Genomic DNA, 21776 nt, shown 5'->3' with positions numbered 1-21776 from the left:
CCCCAGGGCGGGGCTGCCCGAGGGGGCGGATTATTTATCCGACTTGATGCTGGTCCAGACCCGGGTCCGCACGCGCTCCAGCTTTTGCGGCAGCGGCTGCACCACATAGAGTTTCTTCAAGGCTTCGGGGGTTGGCGTCAGGTCGGTATTGCCGGTGATCTCCTTGTTGATCAACGGAATTGAGTCCTTGTTGGCATTGGGGTAACCGAGGAAATCGCTGATGGGCGCGATGACTTTCGGGTCCAGCAGGGTGTTGAGGAATTCATGGGCCTCGGCGACATTCTTCGCGCTCTTGGGAATGGCGAAGGTGTCGAACCAGATCGGCGCGCCTTCCTTGGGCAGGCGCCAGTCCACCACCACGCCGTTGCCGGCCTCTTTGGCGCGATTGCCGAACTGGTAGAAGCTGCCGGAGTAACCGATGGCCACGCAGATGTCGCCGTTGGCGATATCGGTCATGTATTTGGCCGAGTTGAAGTAGGTGACGTAGGGGCGGATTTTCAGCATCAGCTCCTTGGCTTTTTCATAGTCCTGCGGGTTCTGGCTGTTGGGGTCCAGCCCCAGGTAATGCAGGGCCAGCGGCAGGATTTCCGTGGGCGAGTCGAGCATGGCCACGCCGCAGGATTTGAGCTTCTCCATGTTCTCCGGCTTGAACACCAGGTCCCAGCTGTCCACCGGTGCATTGTCGCCCAGCGCTGCCTTGACCTTGGCCGGGTTGAAACCGATCAGCACCGTGCCGTACATGTAGGGCACGCCGTACTGGTTGCCCGGGTCGTTGCTGTCCAGCAGCTTGAGCAGCACGGGGTCCTGGTGCTGCCAGTTGGGCAGCTTGGATTTGTCGAGCTTCTGGAACACCCCGGCCTTGATCTGGGTGTCGAGGAACTGGTTCGACGGCACCACCAGGTCGTAGCCGGAGTTGCCGGTCAGCAGCTTGGCTTCGAGGGATTCGTTGGTATCGAAGGTGTCCCAGGTGACCTTGATGCCGCTGTTCTTGGCGAAGTCCTTGGGCACCGATGGCAGGATGTAGTCGGCCCAGTTGTACACCCGCAGCTCACGCTGCTCGGCCTGCGCCGCGCCGGCCAGCAGCGACAGCCCACAAACGGTGGCACTCAGTATGGTTTTCATCGTGGCCATGAATTTTTTCCCCAGCGTGGCGAATGGTTTTTATGTTCTGTACGCGGCAGGCGGTCCTTTAAAAGGGCAAAGGACAAAGAGGGTCAAGGTTCACAAGGGCGGTTCTGGTGACAGCCTGGGTCACTGAGTCAGCGGTCCGGGTTCGATTCTTGCCGACGGCCCCTGGGATTCACAGCACGGGGTTGGCCAAAAGGGGATCGTAATGGCCATTGATCGTGTCCGGGGCAGGTATCGATGTTTATCGGGTCAGGCAATGAAGCCGGGTAGCTGCGGTACCCGTTCGGCCAGGTATTCCATGAGCAAGCGCACGCGCAGGGGCCGGTAGCGGCGCTCGGGGTAGATCAGGAACGCCTCGTTCGCTGGCCCGCTCCAGTCGGGCAGGACCCGCACCAGTTGCCCGCTGTCCAGCAGGTCGCTGACCAGCCAGGCCGGGGTGATGCACAGCCCAGCACCCTGCAGCACGCCATCGCGAATGGCCAATGAGCTGTTGCTCCGGTAGCGCCCTTGCGTGGTGACGCTGACCTTCTCACTGCTCGGGCCGCTCAGCTCCAGGCGGTCGCCCGAACTCAACCAGGCGAAGCGCAGAAAGTTGTGTGCGCCCAGGTCGGCCGGGCTGTTCAAGGGCGCATGCTGGCGCAGGTATTCCGGCGCCGCCACCAGGTAGCGCGGCGACGTCGCGATGCGTCGGGCGATGGCGTTTGGCGGCAAGTCACCGCCCAGGCGCAGGGCCAAGTCGACGTTCTCCTCGGTGAGGTCGACGAAGCGATCGTTGAGGATCAGCTCCACCTCGATGTCCGGGTATTGCGCCATGAACGCCAGCAGCAACGCATTCAGGTGCAGCACCCCCAGGCTCACCGGCACGTTGACCCGCAGCACGCCTTCGGGGCGCTCGGTCAGGCCGCGTACCTCGGCCACAGCCTCACCGTATTCCTCCAGCACGGCTTTCGCCCGTTCGTAGAAACGCTTGCCCTGTTCGGTGGGCGTCAGCCCGCTGGTGCCCCGGGTGAGCAGGCGGGTACCCAACTGCTGTTCCAGGGCCGCCACCAGCTTGCTGACAGTGGGTTGCGTGCTGCCCAGCTCGCGGGCGGCCGATGACAGGCTGCCCAGCTCGACGGCGCGGACGAAGCAGTGCATCGCTTTGAGGCTGTCCATGGGTATTCGATATCGGAATGGGCTATATGAAGTTATGCCTTCTATCACGGTTATTTCGAATGGAGCAATCTGGCTCGCCTCAGCCTTACTGCCTCAAGGAGCTACCCGGATGAAAGCCCTGCACGCGCGATTTTCCCTGCCGCTGATCGTCACGGCCCTGCTGGCCGCAGGTCCTGCCCTGGCCCAGGACAACTGGCTCACCACCTGGATGGCCAGTCCGCAACCGACTTGGGGCAACGAGTTGCCGCTGCCCACGCGGATTCCCGAGGCCCTGGCCGACAGCACCCTTCACCAGAAGCTACGCGTCAGCGTCGGCGGCAGCCAGGTACGGGTGGTGGTGTCCAACGAGTATGGCAAGCAGCCTCTGCTGATTGGCGCGGCGCGGGTCGCTGCCCCGGAGGGCGCCAGTCAGGTCCTGAAGTTCGGCGGCGAAGAACAGGTCAGCATCGCGCCGGGCGAAACCCGGACCAGCGACCCGGTAGCGTTGGCGGTGCCGGCCCTCGGCGATCTGCTGGTTTCGTTGTATCTGCCACAGCGCACGCCGCTGACCACCTTCCATTGGGACGGCAAGCAAACCGCGTTTATCAGCCCGGGCAACCAGGTCAATGCGCAGCGGCTGGCAGGCAAGGAACAGGTGGAGGCGCGGCTGTTCCTCAGCGACATCCTGGTGGACGCCCCCCTCGACAGCCGTGCCCTGGTGGTACTCGGCGACTCCATCACCGACGGCAACGGCTCGACCCTGGACAGCAACCGACGCTGGCCCGACTTCCTCGCCCAGCGCCTAGCCAGCGAGAACGTCGCGGTGCTCAACGGCGGCATATCCGGCGCGCGCCTGCTCGAAGATGGCATGGGCGCCAGCGCGTTGGCGCGGTTCGAGCGCGACGTGCTGAGCAAACCCGGAGTGAAAAGCGTGGTGCTGATGTTGGGGATCAACGACATCAGCTGGCCCGGCACCGCCTTTGCGCCGAACGCGCCCCTGCCTTCGTTGGAAAGGCTGATCGCCGGCTATCGACAACTGATCGATCAGGCCCATAGCCACAACCTCCGCATCATCGGCACCTCCCTGCTGCCCTTCGAAGACGCCCTGCAGGGCAGCATCATCGAGCACTACCACAGCGCCCCGAAGGAACAACTGCGCCAGGCACTTAACCAGTGGATACGCACCAGCCAGGCATTCGATGCGGTGATCGATTTCGACCAGATGACTCGCGATCCGCGGCATCCGACTCGGTTGTTGCCGCTTATGGATTCGGGCGATCACCTGCATCCGGGGGATGCGGGGAACAGGGCGATGGCGGAGGGGGTGGATTTGCAGGTGCTTTTTTGAGGGCGATAGGTGTTTGGGGGGAGAAAATGGGGGCTGTCTTGATGAACGCGGGCGGCTCGGAAGCCGCCCTATTTACTCACGCCGAGAGAACCTCGGCTTGTAAACGTCGCCCGATGATATCCAGCAAGTCACAACCGTCACGCAGGGGGATCACTAACAGCTGTGCCAGTTCGCTCACGGTGACGGCATTGCTTTGCAGATTGTTGTCTGTCGCCAGTTGCTCTAGCAGTTGGGTGGCGCAACGGATGCGATAGGCCGCGTTTTCATGTAACACGTCCAGAGGAGCTTCCGTGTCGATAAGCAAGGCTGGGATCGTGCAGTCCAGGCCGGTGATGGGCATGTAGCGGACCATGGCGTCTTCTCCATTCAGGCTGCATGAGCAGGTGTTGAATGAGACGGGGCAACCTGTTCGAGAGCCCTGTTTATCAACAACTCGCTCAGCATGACGAACTGTTGGATTGCCAGAGCTTTGCTGCGCTGCTGGCCTCCGAGTCCGGCGATCAGGTCGTCGCTCAGCGCATTGAGCGAGGCAAGGTTCTCGCGGGTATGCACCAACAGCGTTTCCGTATCGATGTTGGGTGTCAGGACAAAGAGTGAATGCGAGTCTCCGTCCTGCGCTGCTGACTCAACATCGAGCATTGGCTGGCTGATGGCATCCAGTTTTGAAGGTTCTGAAAACACGAGGCTCGCGAAAAAATCGGAGGCGCTGGGGCAGGGCGGATTGGGCGTGATCTTCTTCATGGTCAAGCTCCTACACTGTCGAAAGAAGCGGCCACTCCCTGCTGTCAAACAGGATTGGGTGGCAGCTGTACGCGGGTTGACAGACCGGAAGTGTAGGAACCCGGCGCATCCAAGGATGCCCCACGCACAGCCGCCATAGAGAACTGCGCGTGCGAAAGCATGCCGTCTTTTGGAGCGGTGCGGAAGGTTACACTTTTTTGGCCTGTCAAAGCCGATCGCTGGTATTCGCGACTCTTGGAGGTTATCTCAGCGTTTTTAGTTGTGGCAGTTCATTGAGGGCTTAAAGGCTGTAAGGAATGTCTGCTTTGTGTGTACGAAAGATTCTGGGTAAGTTGTTTTTTAAAGCTGTAAAGGCCCCCATGAAAGAACATCATTCGCTCTGTGTTCTGTTCATATTTTGGTCGTATTCTGTCGCCAGGATCCAGTTAAGCTAATTTATTCTTACTTGATAAAGCTTTGGAGGGGAGGGCTAAATTCAGAATCTCTCTTAACCTGGGCTCCAGTAATTCGGGGCGCTTGGTTTCGCATTCCCAAATGATTTCAACACGCCAACCCAACGCTCTGAGTGACTCTTCCTTCTCCTTATCTCTCTCCACATTCCGATGCAGCTTCGGCAGCCAGAAGTCCTGTTTGGTCTTCGGTGTATAGGCGTACTTGCATCCCGGATGGCGATGCCAGAAACATCCGTGCACGAACAGGCATAGTCGATATTTGGGAAAGACTAGATCAGGGGAACCCGGTAAATCCCTCCGGTGCAGTCGAAAGCGACTCCCCAAGGCGTGACAAAGGGAGCGTACGATCAGTTCTGGCTTGGTGTTTCGCCCCTTGATCTTCCCCATCATCAGGGAGCGTTCTTCGGGAGTTAGGATGTCGGCGCACATGGGTCATGTCTTACTGAGTGAAAAGGTTGACTCAAGCCATTTGCTCAAAGCGTCTAGTGTGTTGAGTCCAGCTGCCTTGAGCAGTTCGATAATGTCCTTGCCTGTGAGAAGCATCACCGGATGACCATCTTCGACGATCTCTGAATAGGCTTGCTCATGTACCCAGGACGTAGTTATAAGAACTCCGAACTGACGGTGCCTCAGCCGGGAAATCAAACGTGACACCTCGCGCACGCCAACCGAGTTTCCAGGACCGTAGCATTTCGCCTCGATTGCGAAGTCCACCAGAATCGACGACTCTGGTCGGCCGATTCGTAGTTTGCCGATTCCATCCCGCCCCCCATCCCGGTAGCGTCTGGTCATATCCAGCTCCACTGTGTTGGGTAGGCACAGCCTGACCACGTGAGCTGCGCAAAATTCGAACGCATATGGATCGTTTTGGAAGTACTTGTGCAGCGCTGCCAGTAGCGCTGCGTCGTGCTTGGAGGAGGGGAGCTGTTCCTTTTTGGAGCGAATAGGCTGTGAGCGCTTGGTGATCAGGGGAGTGTATTGTCCGGATTTGATCCATTTCAGCCACCTCTCTGGGGCATGCTTACTGTCGCATCCGGCCACCCCGTCATGGATTATGTCGCGCAGCCAGGCGCGGGGGACGCATGGTAGATCAAGCACCGTGAAGGTCGCCCGATAGTTTTGAAATCGTTGTCCTTTTGTAGTGTGCCAGACGGCCACTAGGTCATCATTGTGTGTGCTTCCAATGGTCCCAGGAACGGCAAGCCCGCGGAAAATCAAGTCGCGGTAGATACCAGCTTTTGTGAAGACCAGAATCGGGGGGACCTTCTCTCGCTCTCCCGCATTTAAGCGACTGAAAATCAGCTCAAGTAGGTTGTTGCCATAGCGGTGTGTTTCATCCAGTCTTCGGCCTGGCTGCTTGTTGTCCCCGTAATAGGTGAATACCCCTGTAGAAAGGTCTAGTTCATCGGGCCAGTCTGGGTCTTCCATGCTTGAGATCAGAGTGATCAGTTTCGGATCCTTGCGGGTCCCACGGATTCGGAAGCCTCCCTGGTTGCTCAGACTCAGCAGCTTGGTCAACGGATCATCGCTTGCGTTGCCGTTGCGGCTGCCTGCGTAGCGGGCATCGATCAGTAGATCAGAATTTTCCAACTCATCCAGGGAGCACACCAAGTTGTTGTCGCTCATTGACTGTCCTTGATCATAAAATTGGTTGAATGGTGTCGGGAACCTGGTAGCCTGGCCAGACTGATTAAATGGAAGATTTCCCCAATGGAAGAAATTCGTGCGTTTGACATGTTCTGCGGTGCTGGTGGTGCCAGCTTGGGGGCTCGGGACGCGGGGGCCAAAATCGTTGGTGGGGTCGACTTGTGGGGCGCGGCTGTAGAGTCCTTCAAACTCAACTTCAAGGATGCTCATGTCTTCGAACAAGATCTTCGTATCCTCACGCCTGAGCAGGTATTGTCCAAGACAGGCCCCATTAATTTGCTCATCTCATCGCCTGAGTGCACCCACCATACCTGTGCCCGTGGTGCTAAACCACGCTCGGAAGAAAGCAGGGACACCGCCTTCCAGGTTATCCGCTACGCCGAAGTCTTGAAGCCGCGTTGGATCACTCTGGAAAACGTCGTCCATATGAAGCCTTGGGCCCGTTATGACGAACTTAAGGCCGAGCTTCATCGCCTTGGCTATAAGGTGCATGAACAGATTATCGACGCCTCTCAGTTCGGTGTCGGCCAGCGCCGCCGCCGTCTATTCTTGATCGCGGATCTGCTTGAGCAGCCGCAGCCGATTCAGCCGCTGAGGCCTTGTTACCAGACGGTGTGGGACATCCTTGCACCTGAGGAGACCTACAAGATGACCCCGCTCAGAATTGAGCGCCGGGCTAAAGATACGCTCGCACGTGCAGATCGAGCTATTGCTGAGCTCGGTCCGGACAAGGCCTTTCTGATCGTCTACTACGGCACCGATGGTGCTGGTGGCTGGCAGCGAATGAGCGAACCACTCCGAACTATTACTACAGTAGATCGCTTCGCCTATGTGAAGCCCACTCCGGAAGGCCACATGATGCGTATGCTCCAGCCCGAAGAGCTTCGTAAAGCGATGGGATTCCCCGAGAGCTATTGTTTTCCTCAAGTCAGTCGAAGGGATAAGGTCAAGCTCATGGGGAATGCGGTATGTTCTCCTGTAATGGAAGCGATTGTTGCGTCGCTGAAGGCCAGTTCGGATACTGTACAAACTGAAAAGGCAGCCTGATACCTTAATCTCTACATGGACTGTAGCGGATGACAAGCACCACCTTTCACGATTATATAAAGCCTCCCAGTGAGGCTTTTTCTGCTTCTAGCATTAGGTGATTCGAGTGAGCAGCTATCAAGAAGAATTTAAACAGCCATTTCGTCCTCGAGCTAGAATACTTCAGTTGCTTGGGGATGAGTTAATTGGAAGTCATAAGTTAGCAGTTTTTGAGCTTGTAAAGAATGCATATGACGCTGGTGCTAACGAGGTCTCTGTAGTATTAGATCTCTCAGATTTGGATAATCCAGAAATTATCGTCAAAGATGACGGTGATGGAATGTCGCTCCAGACGATTCAAGATGTATGGCTTGTGCCAGGCAATGATCATAGAAAGGCTCAGCGGGAGGGGTTGATCAGAAGAGGTAAGTACAACCGACTTCCACTGGGTGAAAAAGGGCTTGGTAGGTTCGCTGTTCATAAGTTGGGGAACTTGATCCGATTGACTACTAGGGCGGCAGGGTTGCCTGAGTACGTTGTTGAAATTAATTGGGAAAACATTATTGATCAGCCTTTCTTGGATGAGGCGCCAATAACAATAAAACAGCGATCCCCTGAGATATTTGTTGGTGATGATACCGGTACTTTAATTGAAATAAGTGATTTGCGTAATAAAAGTTGGAAGCGTGGGGAGGTGCGAAGCCTTTATAAGCAAATAACATCTATCTGCTCGCCATTTGAAGGGCCAGAGTCCTTTGTGGCAACTATGGATGTTCCCGGACATGAGGAGTGGTTGAGGGGGCTTCTGGATACAGATGCTATTCTGAGTCGGGCGCCATGGAGATTTAACTTCGATATTTCCGCATTGGGTGAAATCACATGGAGCTATGAGTTCAGGCCTATTCCAGGGATCAATCTGGAAGGAAGAAAGGTTAGTAAAACTAATGCTGGTCTCCTTCTGCCTAAAGGTAGCAGCAAACAGAGGCTTCTTGCTGATAAGGACTATTTGCTCGGCGTAGGACCTATTAAGGGTGAGTTTTACGTATATGATCGTGAGCGTGAAGTTCTGAAGCTCATGTCTGACGTTCAGATGCTTACGGATTATCTTGATGAAAATGGCGGAGTTAGAATTTACCGAGATGGAATTCGTGTTTACAATTATGGTGAGCCGGGTGTTGATTGGTTGGGGTTGGATCTTAGACGTGTAAATAGGCCAACTCGTAAAATTAGTAATAATCTTATTATTGGGGTTATACATATCTCTCTGAGAGATTCAAATGCATTGCTTGAGAAAACTAATCGTGAAGGATTTGTTGAGAATGATGCAATGCAACATCTTGAAAATCTGATTTTATCCAGTCTGGCTGTGTTTGAGACAGAACGGGATATTGATAAGGAACGAGTCAGGAAAGTAATTAGTAAAAGCTCTGATCCTGTTGCTGTTAATGTTGAACGGCCTATTGAGGAGTTGAGAGGGGCCATGCGAAAACATGGCGTATTAGAAACTTTTGAGCCCTATATAAATAAACTTGAAGAAGACTATCATTCCATGCAGGAAACGCTGCTGGCTGCTGGTATGTCTGGTCTTAATTTGGCAGTGGTGTTCCATGAAGTTGAGCGCGGGGTGAGGACATTGCACCGCGCCATCGAAGATGGAGCAGATATTCAAGGTGCAGCACGTCAGGCCAAGGATCTTACCAAGTTGTTAGATGGTTTCTCTGGTTTATTACGTCGCGACGATCAAAAAGCGCATGATGCGAGAAAACTGATTTTACGTGCTCGTGACCTGAATCTGTCCCGTATGCGCTTTCATAAAGTTCAACTGGAATGTCCATTCCTTGAGACTGAGGAAAAAGGTTTCAATTCGATATTTCCTTTTGGGTTGGTTCTCAACGCAGTTGTTAATCTTATTGACAACGCTTTGTACTGGCTTCAGGTCAGATGGCCAGAGTCGGAGGCCTCCAACAGAAAGCTATACATTGGCATATCTAATGATTTTGAGTTGGGGCCCGCGATTATTATTGCAGATAATGGTCCTGGCTTTCAGGATGATGCTGAAAATATGGTGCGCCCTTTCTTCACCCGTAAGGCCGCAGGGATGGGGCTTGGGCTCTATTATGCCAACTTGGCTATGGGGCTCAGTGGTGGATTGCTCGCTTTTCCTGATAAGGAAGAAGTTGAATTGCCAGCAGATTTTGATGGTGCTGTAATAGCTTTGATATTCAAGGAAGCCAAATAATGTTGCCAGCTCCAAGGATAGTTGCAGTCGATGATAAGCAAGATGAGCTGGATGCGTTGACGAACGCTCTTTCACAGACTGGAGTTGCCTGTCTCGGTATTCTATTTGATGCAGAAAAGGGAGGGCTAGAGGCCTGTCCAGATGCAAGGGTTATATTTTTTGATCTCCATTTGCTTGGGGACGCGGTTGGTACTCCGGAAAAGCACTTCAGCACTATTGTGAGTTGCTTGGAGCAGATGGGGCCTCAGGGGCCATACGCGATTATAGTTTGGAGTCAACACCCAGACGAGGCTAGTGAAAGTGATGCTGGAGTTGGGTTGTACTCATACATTTGCGAGCGCCTGGATAAAACAATACCAAGACCATATGTCGTTATGCCTCTACCAAAGGTTGAGCATTTATCCAAGTCTGATAGGGGGTTTTTAGTTTCCAATCCTAGAGGGCTCAGAGTTAAGGTGGATGAGCTGTTAGCGAGCCATCCACAAGCTAGTGCTTTGCTTTTTTGGGAGAAGTATGTTTTGTCCGCTGCGGCTAACACTGTTGCTCAGCTAATTGAATTGTCAGAAGGAAGGGCTGAACAAATTAAGGGTGTGATGGCTTCCCTTGCCATAGCTGCGGTAGGGGCGAAGAATGTTGATCAGGATAGATTTTACGCGTTGAATGAGGTTTTATTACCGATTCTATCCGATAGGTTAGGTTTTTTTGCTAGTGCTCCCGAAGATTTAAGAATTTGGGAAAGTGCGTTCTCTGCCCAGGATCGTGAAGTTATTTCGGCTGAAAAAATTGGCAGAATCAATAAATTTATTAATGTGTCAACTTCGACTGAGAGGTTGAGTGCGATAGATAGAGGGGTCGTAGTCCCCTATAGTTCTATCCTAGAGGGGGAACTAAAAGAAAGCATCGAAGGCTACTTTGGCTTAAAGTTGGGCGAGGTAGTAACACGGTGCTTTGGTATTAAAAACTTAAAGGTTCTTGATGGGGCGAAATGGGTTCTACTGCAAAGCCAAGCTGCATGTGATTATGCTCAAAAAAAACCACAGATGCTTAGCTATTTTTTGGGTTTAGAGATCGCGTGCTCAGCAGTTCGTGATCCTCGTTCTGGTGATGCGCCTTTGCCAGAGTCTTTATGGGTTTCACCCATATTCTCAATAGATGATGAGGACAGGGTCTTGCTATTTAATGCAGGTTCGCTTCTGGTATTTCCAGTTAGTGTCATTTCTGACGCTAGGCCAATCTATAGACTGCGGGAGCAAATTCTAAATGATCTGCTGTTCAAATTGAGGAATCATCAGTCTCGTCCAGGAATTATCTCCTTGTTTTCATAAAGAAGATTGATTTTATGAAGGGCAAGACTGTCAGTCTATGATCGTCGATGCCATGTCGCTAGTTGCTGTCCGCCAAAACAGTCGCTGAAAGAGGGCTGCGCCCAAATGACCGCTTTCGGCGCAGTTGCTTGGGAGACTGATTCTGGCTGGTATCGGCGTATACATTTTGTCCTTGTCCGCATGAGCAAGCTATGTTTGTTGAGAGAAGTGCTGGTCATTGAACATATGCTGTGGCTGACTAGGCTCCCTTCGAAGTCGTGTGCTTTAGCGCCAGATTGGCGATCTGGCTTTTGCAGTGAGTGTCAGGGGCCCGATCTACGGCGGACATGCACTTTCGGTGCCCGCTGTTTTACTGGATTTCAGACACAAAAAAAGACGTCCGAAGACGTCTTTTTTTTGTTTGGTGGAGCCGGGGGGATTTGAACCCCCGTCCGCCAGTACTCCGCTGTCGGTACTACATGCGTAGCCGTGTCTATTGAGTTAACCCTCAGCGACCCGACGGGCAGGGTGCTTTGGGCGAGTTGTGTAAGTTTTAGCCGCTTCGTCCACAACGTACTGCACGGCGATTCTGTTCTGTATGACAATCATTTCGGGTTTACAGACATCCCCTGATGATTGCTGGACCCGAAGGTACCAGAAGGAAGGCTAGCGCCGCTTACGCAGCGAGAGCGTATTCCCCGTAGGTTTCGTCATTGGCAACTATAGGAAGTTGCAACAGTGGATTTACGAGTTCTGTTACCAACTCGGCATGCACCTAAAGTTTCGCAACCGGCGTCGAATCCTAAACGGCCCCGAACCTGCTGTGCATTACCAGCAGGTTTGTACAGTCTACGCCAAAATGGCCCGCAAGGCCATCCCGAAGGCGGGGCCGGTTAGCCGCCGCCTTCACCCTTGGCGCTGTTCTGGATGGTCTGGATCGCGCGGGTGGTCAGGGCGATGCATTCCTTGGTGCCTTCCTCGGTGTTTTTCGCCTGGGCCGCCTGGGCTTGTTGCACGGTGGCGTCGATGTTGGCCTGCAGGTCCGCGGCCTGGATGCTGGTCCGGGCGTCGCGGATGGTTTGCAGGTTCATCTGGCACAGGTCTTCCTGGTTCCCGGCGAAGCTGGGGGAGGCCAGGATCGAAGCGGTGACGAACAGGCCTGACAGTACAGAACGTTTCATATGCGTCTCCTTGAACTGAAGGGCCAGGCGCTGCTGGCGATCAGCACGGACTGCCGAGTTCTCGGGAAATTCCCGTTTTGGGAAGCTCGATCTGTGGACTGCGGTGGTGGGGCAGGGTTCTATTTTTCTGACCGGCGTCACGACCACTGAACATGCGGGCAACACCTAATGCCTGTGTAGGAGCGAAGCTTGCTCGCGATGGTCGTTAACGGTAGCGCGTATTTACTGGGTAAATGCAGCGCTCTCACGCCCATCGCGAGCAAGCTCGCTCCTACAGTTGGTATATGCCGATCAAGCCGTTCTAGCCCGGGTCACCCGATCCACCAGGTACACCAGCCCGTGGTAGTCGATCCCGCCATGCTGGCTCAGGCCGATTTCACAGGTGCGGCTGGTGGAGAGGCCTTCGCTGCAGTGCTGCACCGCGTCCTTGAGGGTGCGCAGGGCGTGGGCGTTGAGCTGCGGGGTGGTGAAGCCCTTGTCGCCGGCGAAACCACAGCAATGGATGCCTTCCGGAATCACCACGTTGTTGCTGCAACGCCGCGCCAGATCGATCAGCGCCTGGCTCTCGCCCAGGTGCTGGGTGCTGCAGGTGACGTGCACCGCGACCGGCGCTTCCTGAGGGGTGAACTCGAGCTTGTCCATCAGGTGGGTGCGGATGAAGCGCACCGGGTCGTATAGGTCCAGGCGCACGTCGCCCAGGTCCTGCACCAGGCGCAGGGTGCAGGGGCTGGTGTCGCAGTAGATCGGGTCGAGGCCGCCGCGGCTGGCGTGGAGCAGGGCGCCGATCAGTTCCTGGCGCTTGTGCTCGGCCTGTTCCGCGTAGCCCTTGGAGGCGAACGACTGGCCGCAGCACAGGCTGTCGACATTGTCCGGGATCACCACCTGGTAACCGGCTTTTTCCAGCAGGCCGCGGGTTTTGTCGTAGAGCGAGCTTTGCTCCTTGTCCCCGGCCGCCGGGCCCATCACCCGCGACACACAGGCCGCCAGATAGACCACCCGTGGCCGCTGGTCGCTGATCGCCGGGCTGAACCGAATGGCGCGTTCCGGCTGGGGCATGGCGCTGGTCCATTGCGGCACCTGGCCCTTGGACAGCCTGGTCAGCGCCGCCGAAACCCTGGCCAGGCGTGGCGCCCCCAGCAGTATCCGCGCACCGTTGGCCACATGCAGGGTGAACCGCGCGCCCTGCAAGGTGGTGGCGAAGTGCGAGCCGAGCCAATCGGCCGCCTTGGCATGGGTGGCGTGCTGGCCGCGCAGCTTTTTCACCAGCTCGCCGGTGTTGATGCCCACCGGGCAGCGTTGGGCGCACAGGCCGGTGGCGGCGCAGGTGTCGAGGCCCTGGTATTGATAGGCCGCTTCCAGTTCCCTGGTGTCGATGCCGGCGCGTTTGCGGGCCTGGATATCGCGCCAGATCACGATGCGCTGGCGCGGGCTCAGGGTCAGCCCCTTGGACGGGCACACCGGTTCGCAGAAACCGCACTCGATGCACTTATCCACAATCTCGTCGGCCGCCGGCAGCGGCTTGAGGTGCTTGAGGTGGATCTGCGGGTCTTCGCTGAGCACCACGTCCGGGTTGAGGATGCCGTTGGGGTCGAGCAGGCGCTTGAGTTGCCACATCAACTGGTAGGCATCGCTGCCCCATTCCAGCTCGACGAAGGGCGCCATATTGCGCCCGGTGCCGTGCTCGGCCTTCAGCGAGCCGCCGAACTCCACCGCCACCAGCTGCGCCACGTCATCCATGAAGGCCTGGTAGCGCGCCACTTCCTCGGCGCTGTTGAAGCCCTGGGTGAAGACGAAATGCAGGTTGCCCTCCAGCGCATGGCCGAACAGGATCGCCTCGTCGTAGTGGTGTTTGTCGAACAGCGCGATCAGGCGATTGACGCCGATGGCCAGCTGTTCCACCGGGAAGGTCACGTCTTCGATGATCACCGTGGTGCCGGTCTTGCGCACCGCGCCGACGGCGGGGAAGGTGTCCTTGCGGATCGCCCAGAGCTTGGCGTTCTCCTTCGGGTCTTCGGTGAAATCGACCTGCTTCTCCACCGGGAAAGCGGCGAGGGACGCCATGATCTGCGCCAGCTGTTCCTGCAGCAGCGCGGAGGATGCAGCGCGGGATTCGATCAACAGCGCACAGGCATTGGCGGACAGCTGTTGGACGAAGGCCGGCATTCCAGGTTTGTCCTGCACCGAGCGCAGGCTGCGGCGGTCGAGCAGTTCCACGGCGGACACCGGCTGGCTTTTCAGCACGGTCACCGCGTTGCAGCAGGTTTCCACATCCGGGAAGACGATCAGCGCCGAGGCCTTGTGCGGGTGGTCGACCACCGTGTCGTAGGTCACCGCGCTGATAAAGCCGAGGGTGCCCTCGGAGCCCACCAGCAGGTGGCTGAGGATATCCAGCGGCTCATCGAAATCCACCAGGGCGTTGAGGGACAGGCCGGTGGTGTTTTTCAGGCGATATTTGTGGCGGATCTTCGCCGCCAGCTCGCTGTTGGCGCGGGTCTCGCGGCCCAGGGTGGCCAGGCGCTCCAGCAGCTCGCCATGGCTGCTGCGAAAGGCCGCGACGCTGGCGGCATCTTCGGTGTCCAGGCGGGTGCCGTCGGCCAGCACCAGGCGCAGGCCGGCCAGGGTGTGGTAGGTGTTTTGCGCGGTGCCGCAGCACATGCCGCTGGCATTGTTAGCGACGATGCCGCCGATCTTGCAGGCGTTGATCGAGGCTGGGTCGGGGCCGATCTTGCGCCCGAACGGCGCCAGCCAGGCGTTGGCCTGGGCGCCGATCACCCCCGGCTGCAGGCGGATCTGCTGGCCCTGGTCGCGGATCTCGCGGGCGTTCCAGTTATCGCCGAGTACCAGCAGCACCGAGTCGCTGATGGCCTGTCCCGACAGGCTGGTGCCGGCGGCGCGGAAAGTCACCGGAACCCGGTCGCGCTGGGCCAGCTTGAGCAGGGCCACCACTTCGTCTTCGGACTCGACGCGGATCACCAGTTGCGGAATCAGTCGATAAAAACTCGCATCGGTGCCGAAGGCCAGGGTGGAGAGCGGATCGTCGAAACGCCGCTCCTGGGGAATCAGTTGTTGCGCATCACGCAGAAAAGCCGCCGGTAGACTCATTGGTCCTCCAGGATCAGCACCACCAGGTCTTTCGGGCCGTGGGCGCCGTACGCCAGCACCTGCTCGATATCGGCGGTCTTCGACGGGCCGGACACCAGCAGCGCGTTGGTCGGCATGCCCTGGGCCCAGGCGTATTCCTGCTGGACCTGATAGAAGTTGTCGCGGATCTCGCTGGCCTTGAGCAGGGCGAAATGCACCGGCGGCACCAGGCTCATCAGCCGCGGCTCTTCGCGGGTCGGCCAGAGGATCAGGCTACCGGTGGCGGCGATGGCGCCGAGGGTGGTGGTGAGGCTGGCCGGGGTGTCGTTGAACAGCTCGGCTTTCCATTGCTCGACCGGCCGATCGTAGGCCTTCAACGTCGGCAGCCCGGGATGCTCGGCCCAGTATTGGCTGACGCGCTGGCCGTGGGGCGTGGTCGGGGCGATCAGCAGGCTCGGCAACTGGCGCTCGCCCAGCAGGCGGGCGAGCAGCGCCGGCCAGTCCTGTCCGGTGGTCTGGTGGATTTCGGTGTGCACCGCTTCCATCTGCTTACGCAACTGCGGGATGCGCTGTTCCGGGCTGTAGGTATAAGGCTCGGTGACCAGCGCCTCATCGAAGTTATCCACAATCGGCGTGGTACCGGTCAGGCTGCTGCGCAGCTTGCCGAGGATGTTCTGTTTGGCGCTCATCGACGTTCTCCCTGTTTGGCCAGATGCTCGCGGGCCAGGTCGTGCAAGGACCGGGCGGCGGGTTTCGGTGCGCTGTGGTTTTGCGTCCAGGGGCCGACGTTGCTCGGGGTCAGCGCGCGCAGGCGGGTGGCCGCCAGGCTGAACAGGCGATACAGGGTCGGCGAACTGTTGAGCCGGGCCCAGGCGTTCCAGATGAAACGTTCCTTGCGCGAGTATTTGCTGCCCTGGCCGCGCATCACCTGGTGGGGGCTGTCCGGAGCCTTGACGTTCTCTTCGCGCAGGCGGCGCAGCAGGCTCGGGATCGGGATCTTCACCGGGCACACTTCGCCGCAGGCGCCGCACAGCGAAGACGCGCTCGGATGGTCCGGCACCTTGGCCAGGCCGACCATGTGCGGGGTAATGATCTTGCCGATGGGGCCGGGGTAGACCTCGCCGTAGGCGTGGCCGCCGATACGGGTGTAGACCGGGCAATGGTTCATGCAGGCGCCGCAGCGGATGCAGTTCAGGGTCTGGCGCAATTCGCTGTCGGCGAAGGCCTGGCTGCGGCCGTTGTCGAGCAGCACCAGGTGCACTTGCTGCGGGCCGTCGAGTTCATGCTCCTGGCGCGGGCCGGAGATCATGTTGACGTAGGTGGTGATCGGCTGGCCCAGCGCCGAGCGGGTCAGCAGCGACAGCAGCGGCACCACGTCGCGCAGGTTCTCGACGACTTTCTCGATGCCGGTGACGGCGATGTGCACGGGCGGCACCGTGGTGGACATGCGGCCGTTGCCTTCGTTTTCCACCAGCAGCAGGGTGCCGGTTTCGGCCACGGCGAAGTTGACGCCGGAGACGCCGATGTCCGCTTCGAAGAATTTCTGCCGCAGGACCCTGCGACCGATCTGAATGAGTTGGTCAACGTCCTTGGTGTACTCCACGCCAAGTTTGTCGTGGAACAAGGACGCGACCTGACCGGCGTTCTTGTGGATCGCCGGCATGATTATGTGTGAAGGCTTCTCAAAGTCGAGCTGGACGATGAACTCGCCCATGTCCGACTCAAGGCATTCAATGCCTTGTTCAGCGAGGACATGGTTCATCTCCATCTCTTCGCTGACCATCGATTTGCCCTTGATCACTTGCCGCGCCTCGTGAGCCCGGATGATCGAGAGGACGATGCCATTGGCCTCGTCCACCGTTTCCGCCCAGTGCACTGTCACACCGTTGCGGGTCAGGTTCTGTTCAAGTTGCTCGAGCAGGTCGGGCAGCTTGGATAACGCACGGGCCTTGATCGCATTGCCCAGGGCCCGCAGGTGTTCGCGTTCGTGGGCATCGCTGAACGACGCCGCACGTTTGGCCATGAGGGAATCCATGGCGCTGCGAAAATTGTTTCGCAGTTGTTGGTCACCGAGGGCCTGGTGGGCCCGGGTGCGAAAATCGTCCGACACGTTGGTCGTCGGAATCAGCTCCGGGGCGCTCATGCGGCACCTCCGGTACGCTGCCAGAGGAAGCTGGCCAGGTGTTGGCCGCGCAGCGCTTCCCGTTGTTTCTCCAGCGAACCGTTGATGTTCATCAAGCAGCCGCAGTCGGCGCTCAGCACCTGGTGGGCGCCGGATTCCTTCAGCGCACGGGTCTTGTCCGCGACCATCGCGCCGGAGATGTCCGGCATTCGGACGCTGAAAGTCCCGCCAAAGCCACAGCATTCGCTTTCGTGGTCGTGCTCTACCCGCTCCACGTTGCCCAGTTGTGCCAGCAGCTCACGACCGTGCAGGTGGGTATTCATCTCACGCCGTGCCGAGCAGGAGGTGTGCAGTGCCACCTTGATCGGCTCGCCACTGTCCTTGAGCTGCACCTTGCACACGTGCAACAGGAACTCCGCCAGCTCGTAGGTGCGCTCGGCCAGGGCCTGCACCTGCTTCAAGGTCTGCGGCTCATCCTTGAACAAGTCCGCATAGTGCTCGCGAATCATCCCCGCACAGGAACCCGACGGCACCACCACCGGATAGTCGCCGGCGAACAGCGCCAGTTGCGAGCGGGCCACGGTGCGCGCCTGTTCGGTGTAACCCGAGGTGTAGGCCGGTTGTCCGCAGCAGCTTTGCCCTTGCGGGTACTCCACGCGAATGCCTTCGCGCTCGAGCAGGTGAATCGCATCCATCCCCGCTTCGGGGTAGAACAGGTCGACCACACAGGTGCCGAACAGGTAGACCCGCGACGGCTTCTCGCTGGGGTACTGGCGCGGTTCGGCCAAGGGCGGTGCGACACGGGTCGCGTTAGGCACGGCGTTGTAAAAAAGCTCGCTCATCAGGCGTGTCTCCGGGTGGTCCCGGTTATCCGTCTGCCGCGGCTGCTGAATATAGAGAGCCAAGCTTTCAGCAGCCTTGCAGACCGGGTTGTGAGTTGCAGACGCCGCACGTGTGGGCCGGCGTCGGTTCTTTCGGTGTCGCGATCAGTGCACCAGCATGCCGGTGAACCAGTAGGCCTGGGCCAGGGTGATCAGGCCGACGATGGTGGCAAAGAATAGGCTGTGCTTGAGGGTAAAGCGGAACAGGTCCGATTCCTTGCCCACCAGGCCGGTGGCGGCGCAGGCCACGGCGATCGATTGTGGCGAGATCATCTTGCCGGTCACGCCGCCGCTGGTGTTGGCCGCCACCAGCAGGGTGTCGTTGACGCCGATCTGGTGCGCGGTGGTGGCTTGTAGCGAGCTGAACAGGGCGTTGGACGAAGTGTCCGAACCGGTCAGGAACACCCCCAGCCAGCCGAGGAATGGCGAGAAGAACGGGAACGCCGCGCCGGTACCGGCCAGCACCAGGGCCATGGTCGAGGACATGCCGGAGTAGTTGGTGACAAAGGCGAAGGCCAGCACCATGCCGATGGAGAGGATCGGCCAGCGCAGTTCGTAGAAGGTCTCTTTCAAAGTGGTCAGACCAGTTTTTAAATTGATCTTCAGCACCAGCATCGAGATCAGCGCGGAGAAGAAAATCGCCGTGCCGGTCGCGGAAATCGGGTCGAGCTTGAACACCGCTGGAATCGCCGTTGGGGTGGCGACGATCGGCGCGCTCTTGATCACCAGTTGATCCAGGTGCGGAATCGCGAAGTTGAATACCCAGCTGTACATCGAGCCGCCGGCAGCGAACATCGCCTTGAACGGCTTGAGGGTCCAGATAGTGACCAGCACGGTGAGGATCAGGAACGGCGACCAGGCCTTGAAGATTTCACCGAAGCTGTACGGCGAAGGCTGGGTAGTGCGCGGCTGGCCGAAACCGCCGTTGCGCACGGCGGCGGCACCGACGCTGGCGGTGGCCGCGGCGAACGAACGCTTGGGTTGCCAGACCTTGAGGAACAGGGTCAGGGCAATCAGGCTGGCCAGGGCCGAGGTGATATCCGGCAGCTCCGGGCCGATGAAGTTCGAGGTGAAGTACTGGGTCACGGCAAAGCTCAGGCCGGCCACCAGCGCCGCGGGCCAGGTCTCTTTGACACCGCGCAGGCCATCCATCATGAACACCAGCCAGAACGGCACGAACAACGACAGCAGCGGCAGCTGGCGACCGGTCATGGCGCCGATCTTGAACGCGTCGATGCCGGTCACCTGGCCCGCCACGATGATCGGAATACCCAGGGCGCCAAAGGCCACCGGGGCGGTGTTGGCGATCAGGCACAGGCCGGCGGCGTACAGTGGGTTGAACCCCAGGCCCACCAGCAGCGCGGCGGTAATGGCCACCGGCGCGCCGAAACCGGCGGCGCCTTCGAGGAAGGCCCCGAAGCAGAAACCGATCAGCAGCACCTGCAGGCGCTGGTCGTCGGTGATCGACAGCACCGAGCTGCGGATGACCTCGAACTGGCCGCTCTTGACCGTCAGTTTGTAGAGGAAGACGGCGGCGACGATGATCCAGGCGATGGGCCACAGACCGTAGGCAAATCCATAGCCAGCGGCGGCGAGGGCCATATCGGCAGGCATCTGGAAGGCGAAGATCGCCACCAGAATCGACAGTGCCAGGGTAATGCTGCCGGCGACGTGTCCTTTGAGACGGAACACGGCCAGAGCCAGGAAGAAGAAGACGATCGGGATGACGGCGGCGAGGGCGGACAGGCCGAGGCTGCCGAGCGGGCTGTAGAGCTGTTGCCAGGTTTGCATATGGGGTGGCCCCTAATTGTTGTTGGTCAGGCACTGGTCAGCGTATTTGGTTAATTGGTAAGACCAATTTACAATCGCTGTTGGCTAGGGTAAAAGCCTTGTGAGCGGTGTGTCAATTTGCCGCCCTAAAACTTTTGTCGAAGGTGCGGTGCAGATGACTTCTGATCCGCTCGCCGATATGCGTTCTGATAGGTGCTGGCGCAGCCCCGATAGGCCAGAATAGAGAGCCCGGCGCGCGGTCGGGATCGTGGAGAGTGAGTTATGGGGTTTGATCAGATTCGTCAGCGCCGTTTGTCTGACGACATTGTCGAGCGGCTCGAGGGGATGATCCTCGAGGGCACGCTGAAGTCCGGTGAGCGCCTGCCGGCAGAGCGTGCGTTGGCGGAGCAGTTCGGTGTCTCGCGGCCTTCGTTGCGCGAGGCGATCCAGAAGCTCACGGCCAAGGGCTTGCTGGTCAGTCGCCAGGGCGGCGGCAACTATGTGGTGGAGTCGCTGGGCTCGACCTTCAGCGATCCGCTGCTGCAGTTGCTGGAAAGCAACCCTGAAGCCCAGCGTGACTTGCTGGAGTTTCGCCACACCCTGGAAGCTTCATGCGCCTATTACGCCGCGTTGCGTGCCACCGACGTGGATCGTGAACGCCTTACGGCGGCCTTCGAGGAATTGCAGGACTGCTATTCCCGGGCAGGTGATGCGAGCCGGGCGGAGGAGGGCGCGGCGGACGCGCAATTTCACCTGGCAATTGCCGAGGCCAGCCACAACGCCGTATTGCTGCACACCATTCGGGGGCTGTTCGATCTGCTCAAGCGCAACGTGGTGACCAACATTGGCGGCATGTACAAGCAGCGCACCGAAACCCGCGACATGCTGATCAGCCAGCACCGCGATCTGTACCAGGCGATTATCGAAGGGCGTGCCGAGCAGGCGCGCGAAGTCTCCAGCCGGCACATTCTGTATGTGCAGGAAGTATTGGAGGAGGTGCGTCAGGAAGTACAGCGCGTGGCCCGGGCCGAGCGGCGCAAGGGGATTTAGTCTGGAAGGATTCATCGCCGGCCAGCTCGCTCCTGATAGGAACGAGCCGGCTCGCGATCATGGCGTCAAGGCAGAAGCGCGTTACTCTTCCTTGCCCTTGTTGCGCACCGCGCGATGCAACTCACGATCGGAGTCGCGCTCGCGTTCGGTGTGACGCTTGTCGTATTCCTTCTTGCCCTTGCCGAGTGCGATCTCGCACTTGACCATGTGCTTGCTCCAGTAGAGCGACAGGCACACGCAGGCATAACCCTTCTGCTGCACGGCAGCGAACAGCTTCTCCAGCTCGCGCTTGTTGAGCAGCAGTTTGCGCGAGCGCACGGGGTCGGCGATCACATGGGTGCTGGCGGTGGTCAGCGGCGTGAAGTGGCTGCCCAGCAGCCAGGCTTCGCCGTCCTTGAGCAGCACATAACTGTCGACCAGTTGTGCCTTGCCTGCACGCAGACTCTTTACTTCCCAGCCGGCCAGGACCATGCCAGCCTCGAACCGATGCTCGATGAAGTAATCGTGACGCGCCTTTTTATTTTGCGCGATGGTCCCTGTTGGGTGTTTCTTCTGTTTAGCCATAGGGGCGGCATTATAGGCAGTTGCACGCGTGTCGGCTACGGTGAAGCTGCGTGCTTGAGCAGGTTGAGTGAATCCCGGACAATGCGCGCTCTTTTTTCTCGGTTGGGC

General features: G+C 58.3%; 18 protein-coding genes and 1 other RNA gene. 5 read left to right on the top strand and 14 right to left on the bottom strand.

Annotated features, from left to right (window positions below):
* Positions 1 to 30: 30 nt before the first annotated feature.
* Both J4D28_RS03760 and J4D28_RS03755 read right to left on the bottom strand, forming a co-directional pair.
* Positions 31 to 1131: a polyamine ABC transporter substrate-binding protein gene (locus tag J4D28_RS03760; RefSeq protein ID WP_103330607.1), complete on the bottom strand. Its 1101-nt coding sequence runs from the start codon at positions 1129 to 1131 to the stop codon at positions 31 to 33.
* A gap of 246 nt (positions 1132 to 1377) precedes the next feature.
* On the bottom strand, positions 1378 to 2283 hold the full coding sequence (locus J4D28_RS03755; RefSeq protein ID WP_103330606.1) for a LysR family transcriptional regulator: 906 nt from the start codon (positions 2281 to 2283) through the stop codon (positions 1378 to 1380).
* Positions 2284 to 2392: 109 nt separating this feature from the next.
* Here J4D28_RS03755 and J4D28_RS03750 point away from each other — a divergent pair, with 109 nt between their 5' ends.
* A complete protein-coding gene (locus J4D28_RS03750) occupies positions 2393 to 3610 on the top strand; it encodes an SGNH/GDSL hydrolase family protein (RefSeq protein WP_103330605.1) in 1218 nt (405 codons plus the stop codon).
* A 76-nt stretch (positions 3611 to 3686) separates the two neighbouring features.
* Here the strand turns inward: J4D28_RS03750 and J4D28_RS03745 are convergent, their stop codons facing one another.
* The 4 genes from J4D28_RS03745 to J4D28_RS03730 all read right to left on the bottom strand — a co-directional run bounded on the left by J4D28_RS03745 (position 3687) and on the right by J4D28_RS03730 (position 6429).
* Positions 3687 to 3962 carry a hypothetical protein gene (locus tag J4D28_RS03745; RefSeq protein WP_103330604.1) on the bottom strand — a complete coding sequence of 92 codons (276 nt, stop codon included), beginning with the start codon at positions 3960 to 3962 and terminating at the stop codon, positions 3687 to 3689.
* Between the two features lie 14 nt (positions 3963 to 3976).
* Positions 3977 to 4351: a DUF6124 family protein gene (locus J4D28_RS03740; protein WP_103330603.1), complete on the bottom strand. Its 375-nt coding sequence runs from the start codon at positions 4349 to 4351 to the stop codon at positions 3977 to 3979.
* 425 nt (positions 4352 to 4776) lie between these two features.
* Positions 4777 to 5232 (bottom strand): very short patch repair endonuclease, encoded by a 456-nt coding sequence (locus J4D28_RS03735; RefSeq protein WP_103330602.1) that lies wholly within the window; start codon positions 5230 to 5232, stop codon positions 4777 to 4779.
* Between the two features lie 3 nt (positions 5233 to 5235).
* Positions 5236 to 6429 carry a restriction endonuclease gene (locus J4D28_RS03730; protein WP_207246393.1) on the bottom strand — a complete coding sequence of 398 codons (1194 nt, stop codon included), beginning with the start codon at positions 6427 to 6429 and terminating at the stop codon, positions 5236 to 5238.
* Positions 6430 to 6513: 84 nt separating this feature from the next.
* Between J4D28_RS03730 and J4D28_RS03725 the strand changes: the two genes are divergently transcribed.
* The 3 genes from J4D28_RS03725 (at position 6514) to J4D28_RS03715 (ending at position 11040) form a co-directional block, all read left to right on the top strand.
* A complete protein-coding gene (locus J4D28_RS03725; RefSeq protein ID WP_103330600.1) occupies positions 6514 to 7497 on the top strand; it encodes a DNA cytosine methyltransferase in 984 nt (327 codons plus the stop codon).
* 106 nt (positions 7498 to 7603) lie between these two features.
* A complete protein-coding gene (locus J4D28_RS03720) occupies positions 7604 to 9715 on the top strand; it encodes an ATP-binding protein (RefSeq protein ID WP_256587544.1) in 2112 nt (703 codons plus the stop codon).
* Positions 9715 to 11040, top strand: a complete 1326-nt coding sequence (locus J4D28_RS03715) for a hypothetical protein (protein WP_146043821.1) — start codon at positions 9715 to 9717, stop codon at positions 11038 to 11040. The genes J4D28_RS03720 and J4D28_RS03715 overlap by 1 nt, the downstream gene beginning before the upstream one ends.
* Before the next feature lie 401 nt (positions 11041 to 11441).
* Here the strand turns inward: J4D28_RS03715 and ssrA are convergent.
* From ssrA to J4D28_RS03680, 7 genes are all read right to left on the bottom strand, one after another.
* Positions 11442 to 11833, bottom strand: a transfer-messenger RNA (tmRNA) gene (gene ssrA, locus J4D28_RS03710).
* A 79-nt stretch (positions 11834 to 11912) separates the two neighbouring features.
* Positions 11913 to 12200, bottom strand: a complete 288-nt coding sequence (locus J4D28_RS03705; RefSeq protein WP_103330598.1) for a hypothetical protein — start codon at positions 12198 to 12200, stop codon at positions 11913 to 11915.
* Positions 12201 to 12491: 291 nt separating this feature from the next.
* Positions 12492 to 15302, bottom strand: a complete 2811-nt coding sequence (locus J4D28_RS03700) for an FAD-binding and (Fe-S)-binding domain-containing protein (RefSeq protein WP_103330597.1) — start codon at positions 15300 to 15302, stop codon at positions 12492 to 12494.
* Positions 15299 to 15970, bottom strand: a complete 672-nt coding sequence (locus J4D28_RS03695) for a lactate utilization protein (RefSeq protein ID WP_016701655.1) — start codon at positions 15968 to 15970, stop codon at positions 15299 to 15301. Before J4D28_RS03695 ends, J4D28_RS03700 begins: the two co-directional genes overlap by 4 nt.
* Positions 15967 to 17424: a LutB/LldF family L-lactate oxidation iron-sulfur protein gene (locus tag J4D28_RS03690; protein ID WP_103330596.1), complete on the bottom strand. Its 1458-nt coding sequence runs from the start codon at positions 17422 to 17424 to the stop codon at positions 15967 to 15969. The genes J4D28_RS03695 and J4D28_RS03690 overlap by 4 nt, the downstream gene beginning before the upstream one ends.
* Complete coding sequence (locus J4D28_RS03685) at positions 17421 to 18245, bottom strand: (Fe-S)-binding protein (protein ID WP_009046915.1); 825 nt, start codon at positions 18243 to 18245, stop codon at positions 17421 to 17423. Before J4D28_RS03685 ends, J4D28_RS03690 begins: the two co-directional genes overlap by 4 nt.
* Positions 18246 to 18389: 144 nt before the next feature.
* Entirely contained in the window at positions 18390 to 20075 is a 1686-nt protein-coding gene (locus J4D28_RS03680) for a lactate permease LctP family transporter (protein WP_103330594.1), read from the bottom strand.
* 261 nt (positions 20076 to 20336) lie between these two features.
* Here J4D28_RS03680 and J4D28_RS03675 point away from each other — a divergent pair, with 261 nt between their 5' ends.
* A complete protein-coding gene (locus tag J4D28_RS03675; RefSeq protein ID WP_009046918.1) occupies positions 20337 to 21104 on the top strand; it encodes an FCD domain-containing protein in 768 nt (255 codons plus the stop codon).
* An 81-nt stretch (positions 21105 to 21185) separates the two neighbouring features.
* Here J4D28_RS03675 and smpB read toward each other — a convergent pair whose 3' ends face one another.
* A complete protein-coding gene (gene smpB, locus J4D28_RS03670; RefSeq protein ID WP_009042112.1) occupies positions 21186 to 21668 on the bottom strand; it encodes an SsrA-binding protein SmpB in 483 nt (160 codons plus the stop codon).
* Positions 21669 to 21776: the final 108 nt, after the last annotated feature.

The organism is Pseudomonas sp. GW531-T4 (genome assembly GCF_017349615.1).
In the GTDB taxonomy this organism is placed as follows: domain Bacteria; phylum Pseudomonadota; class Gammaproteobacteria; order Pseudomonadales; family Pseudomonadaceae; genus Aquipseudomonas; species Aquipseudomonas chlororaphis_I.
Note: the sequence above shows the minus strand (reverse complement) of the source record. Positions and strands in the feature narration are given on the sequence as shown.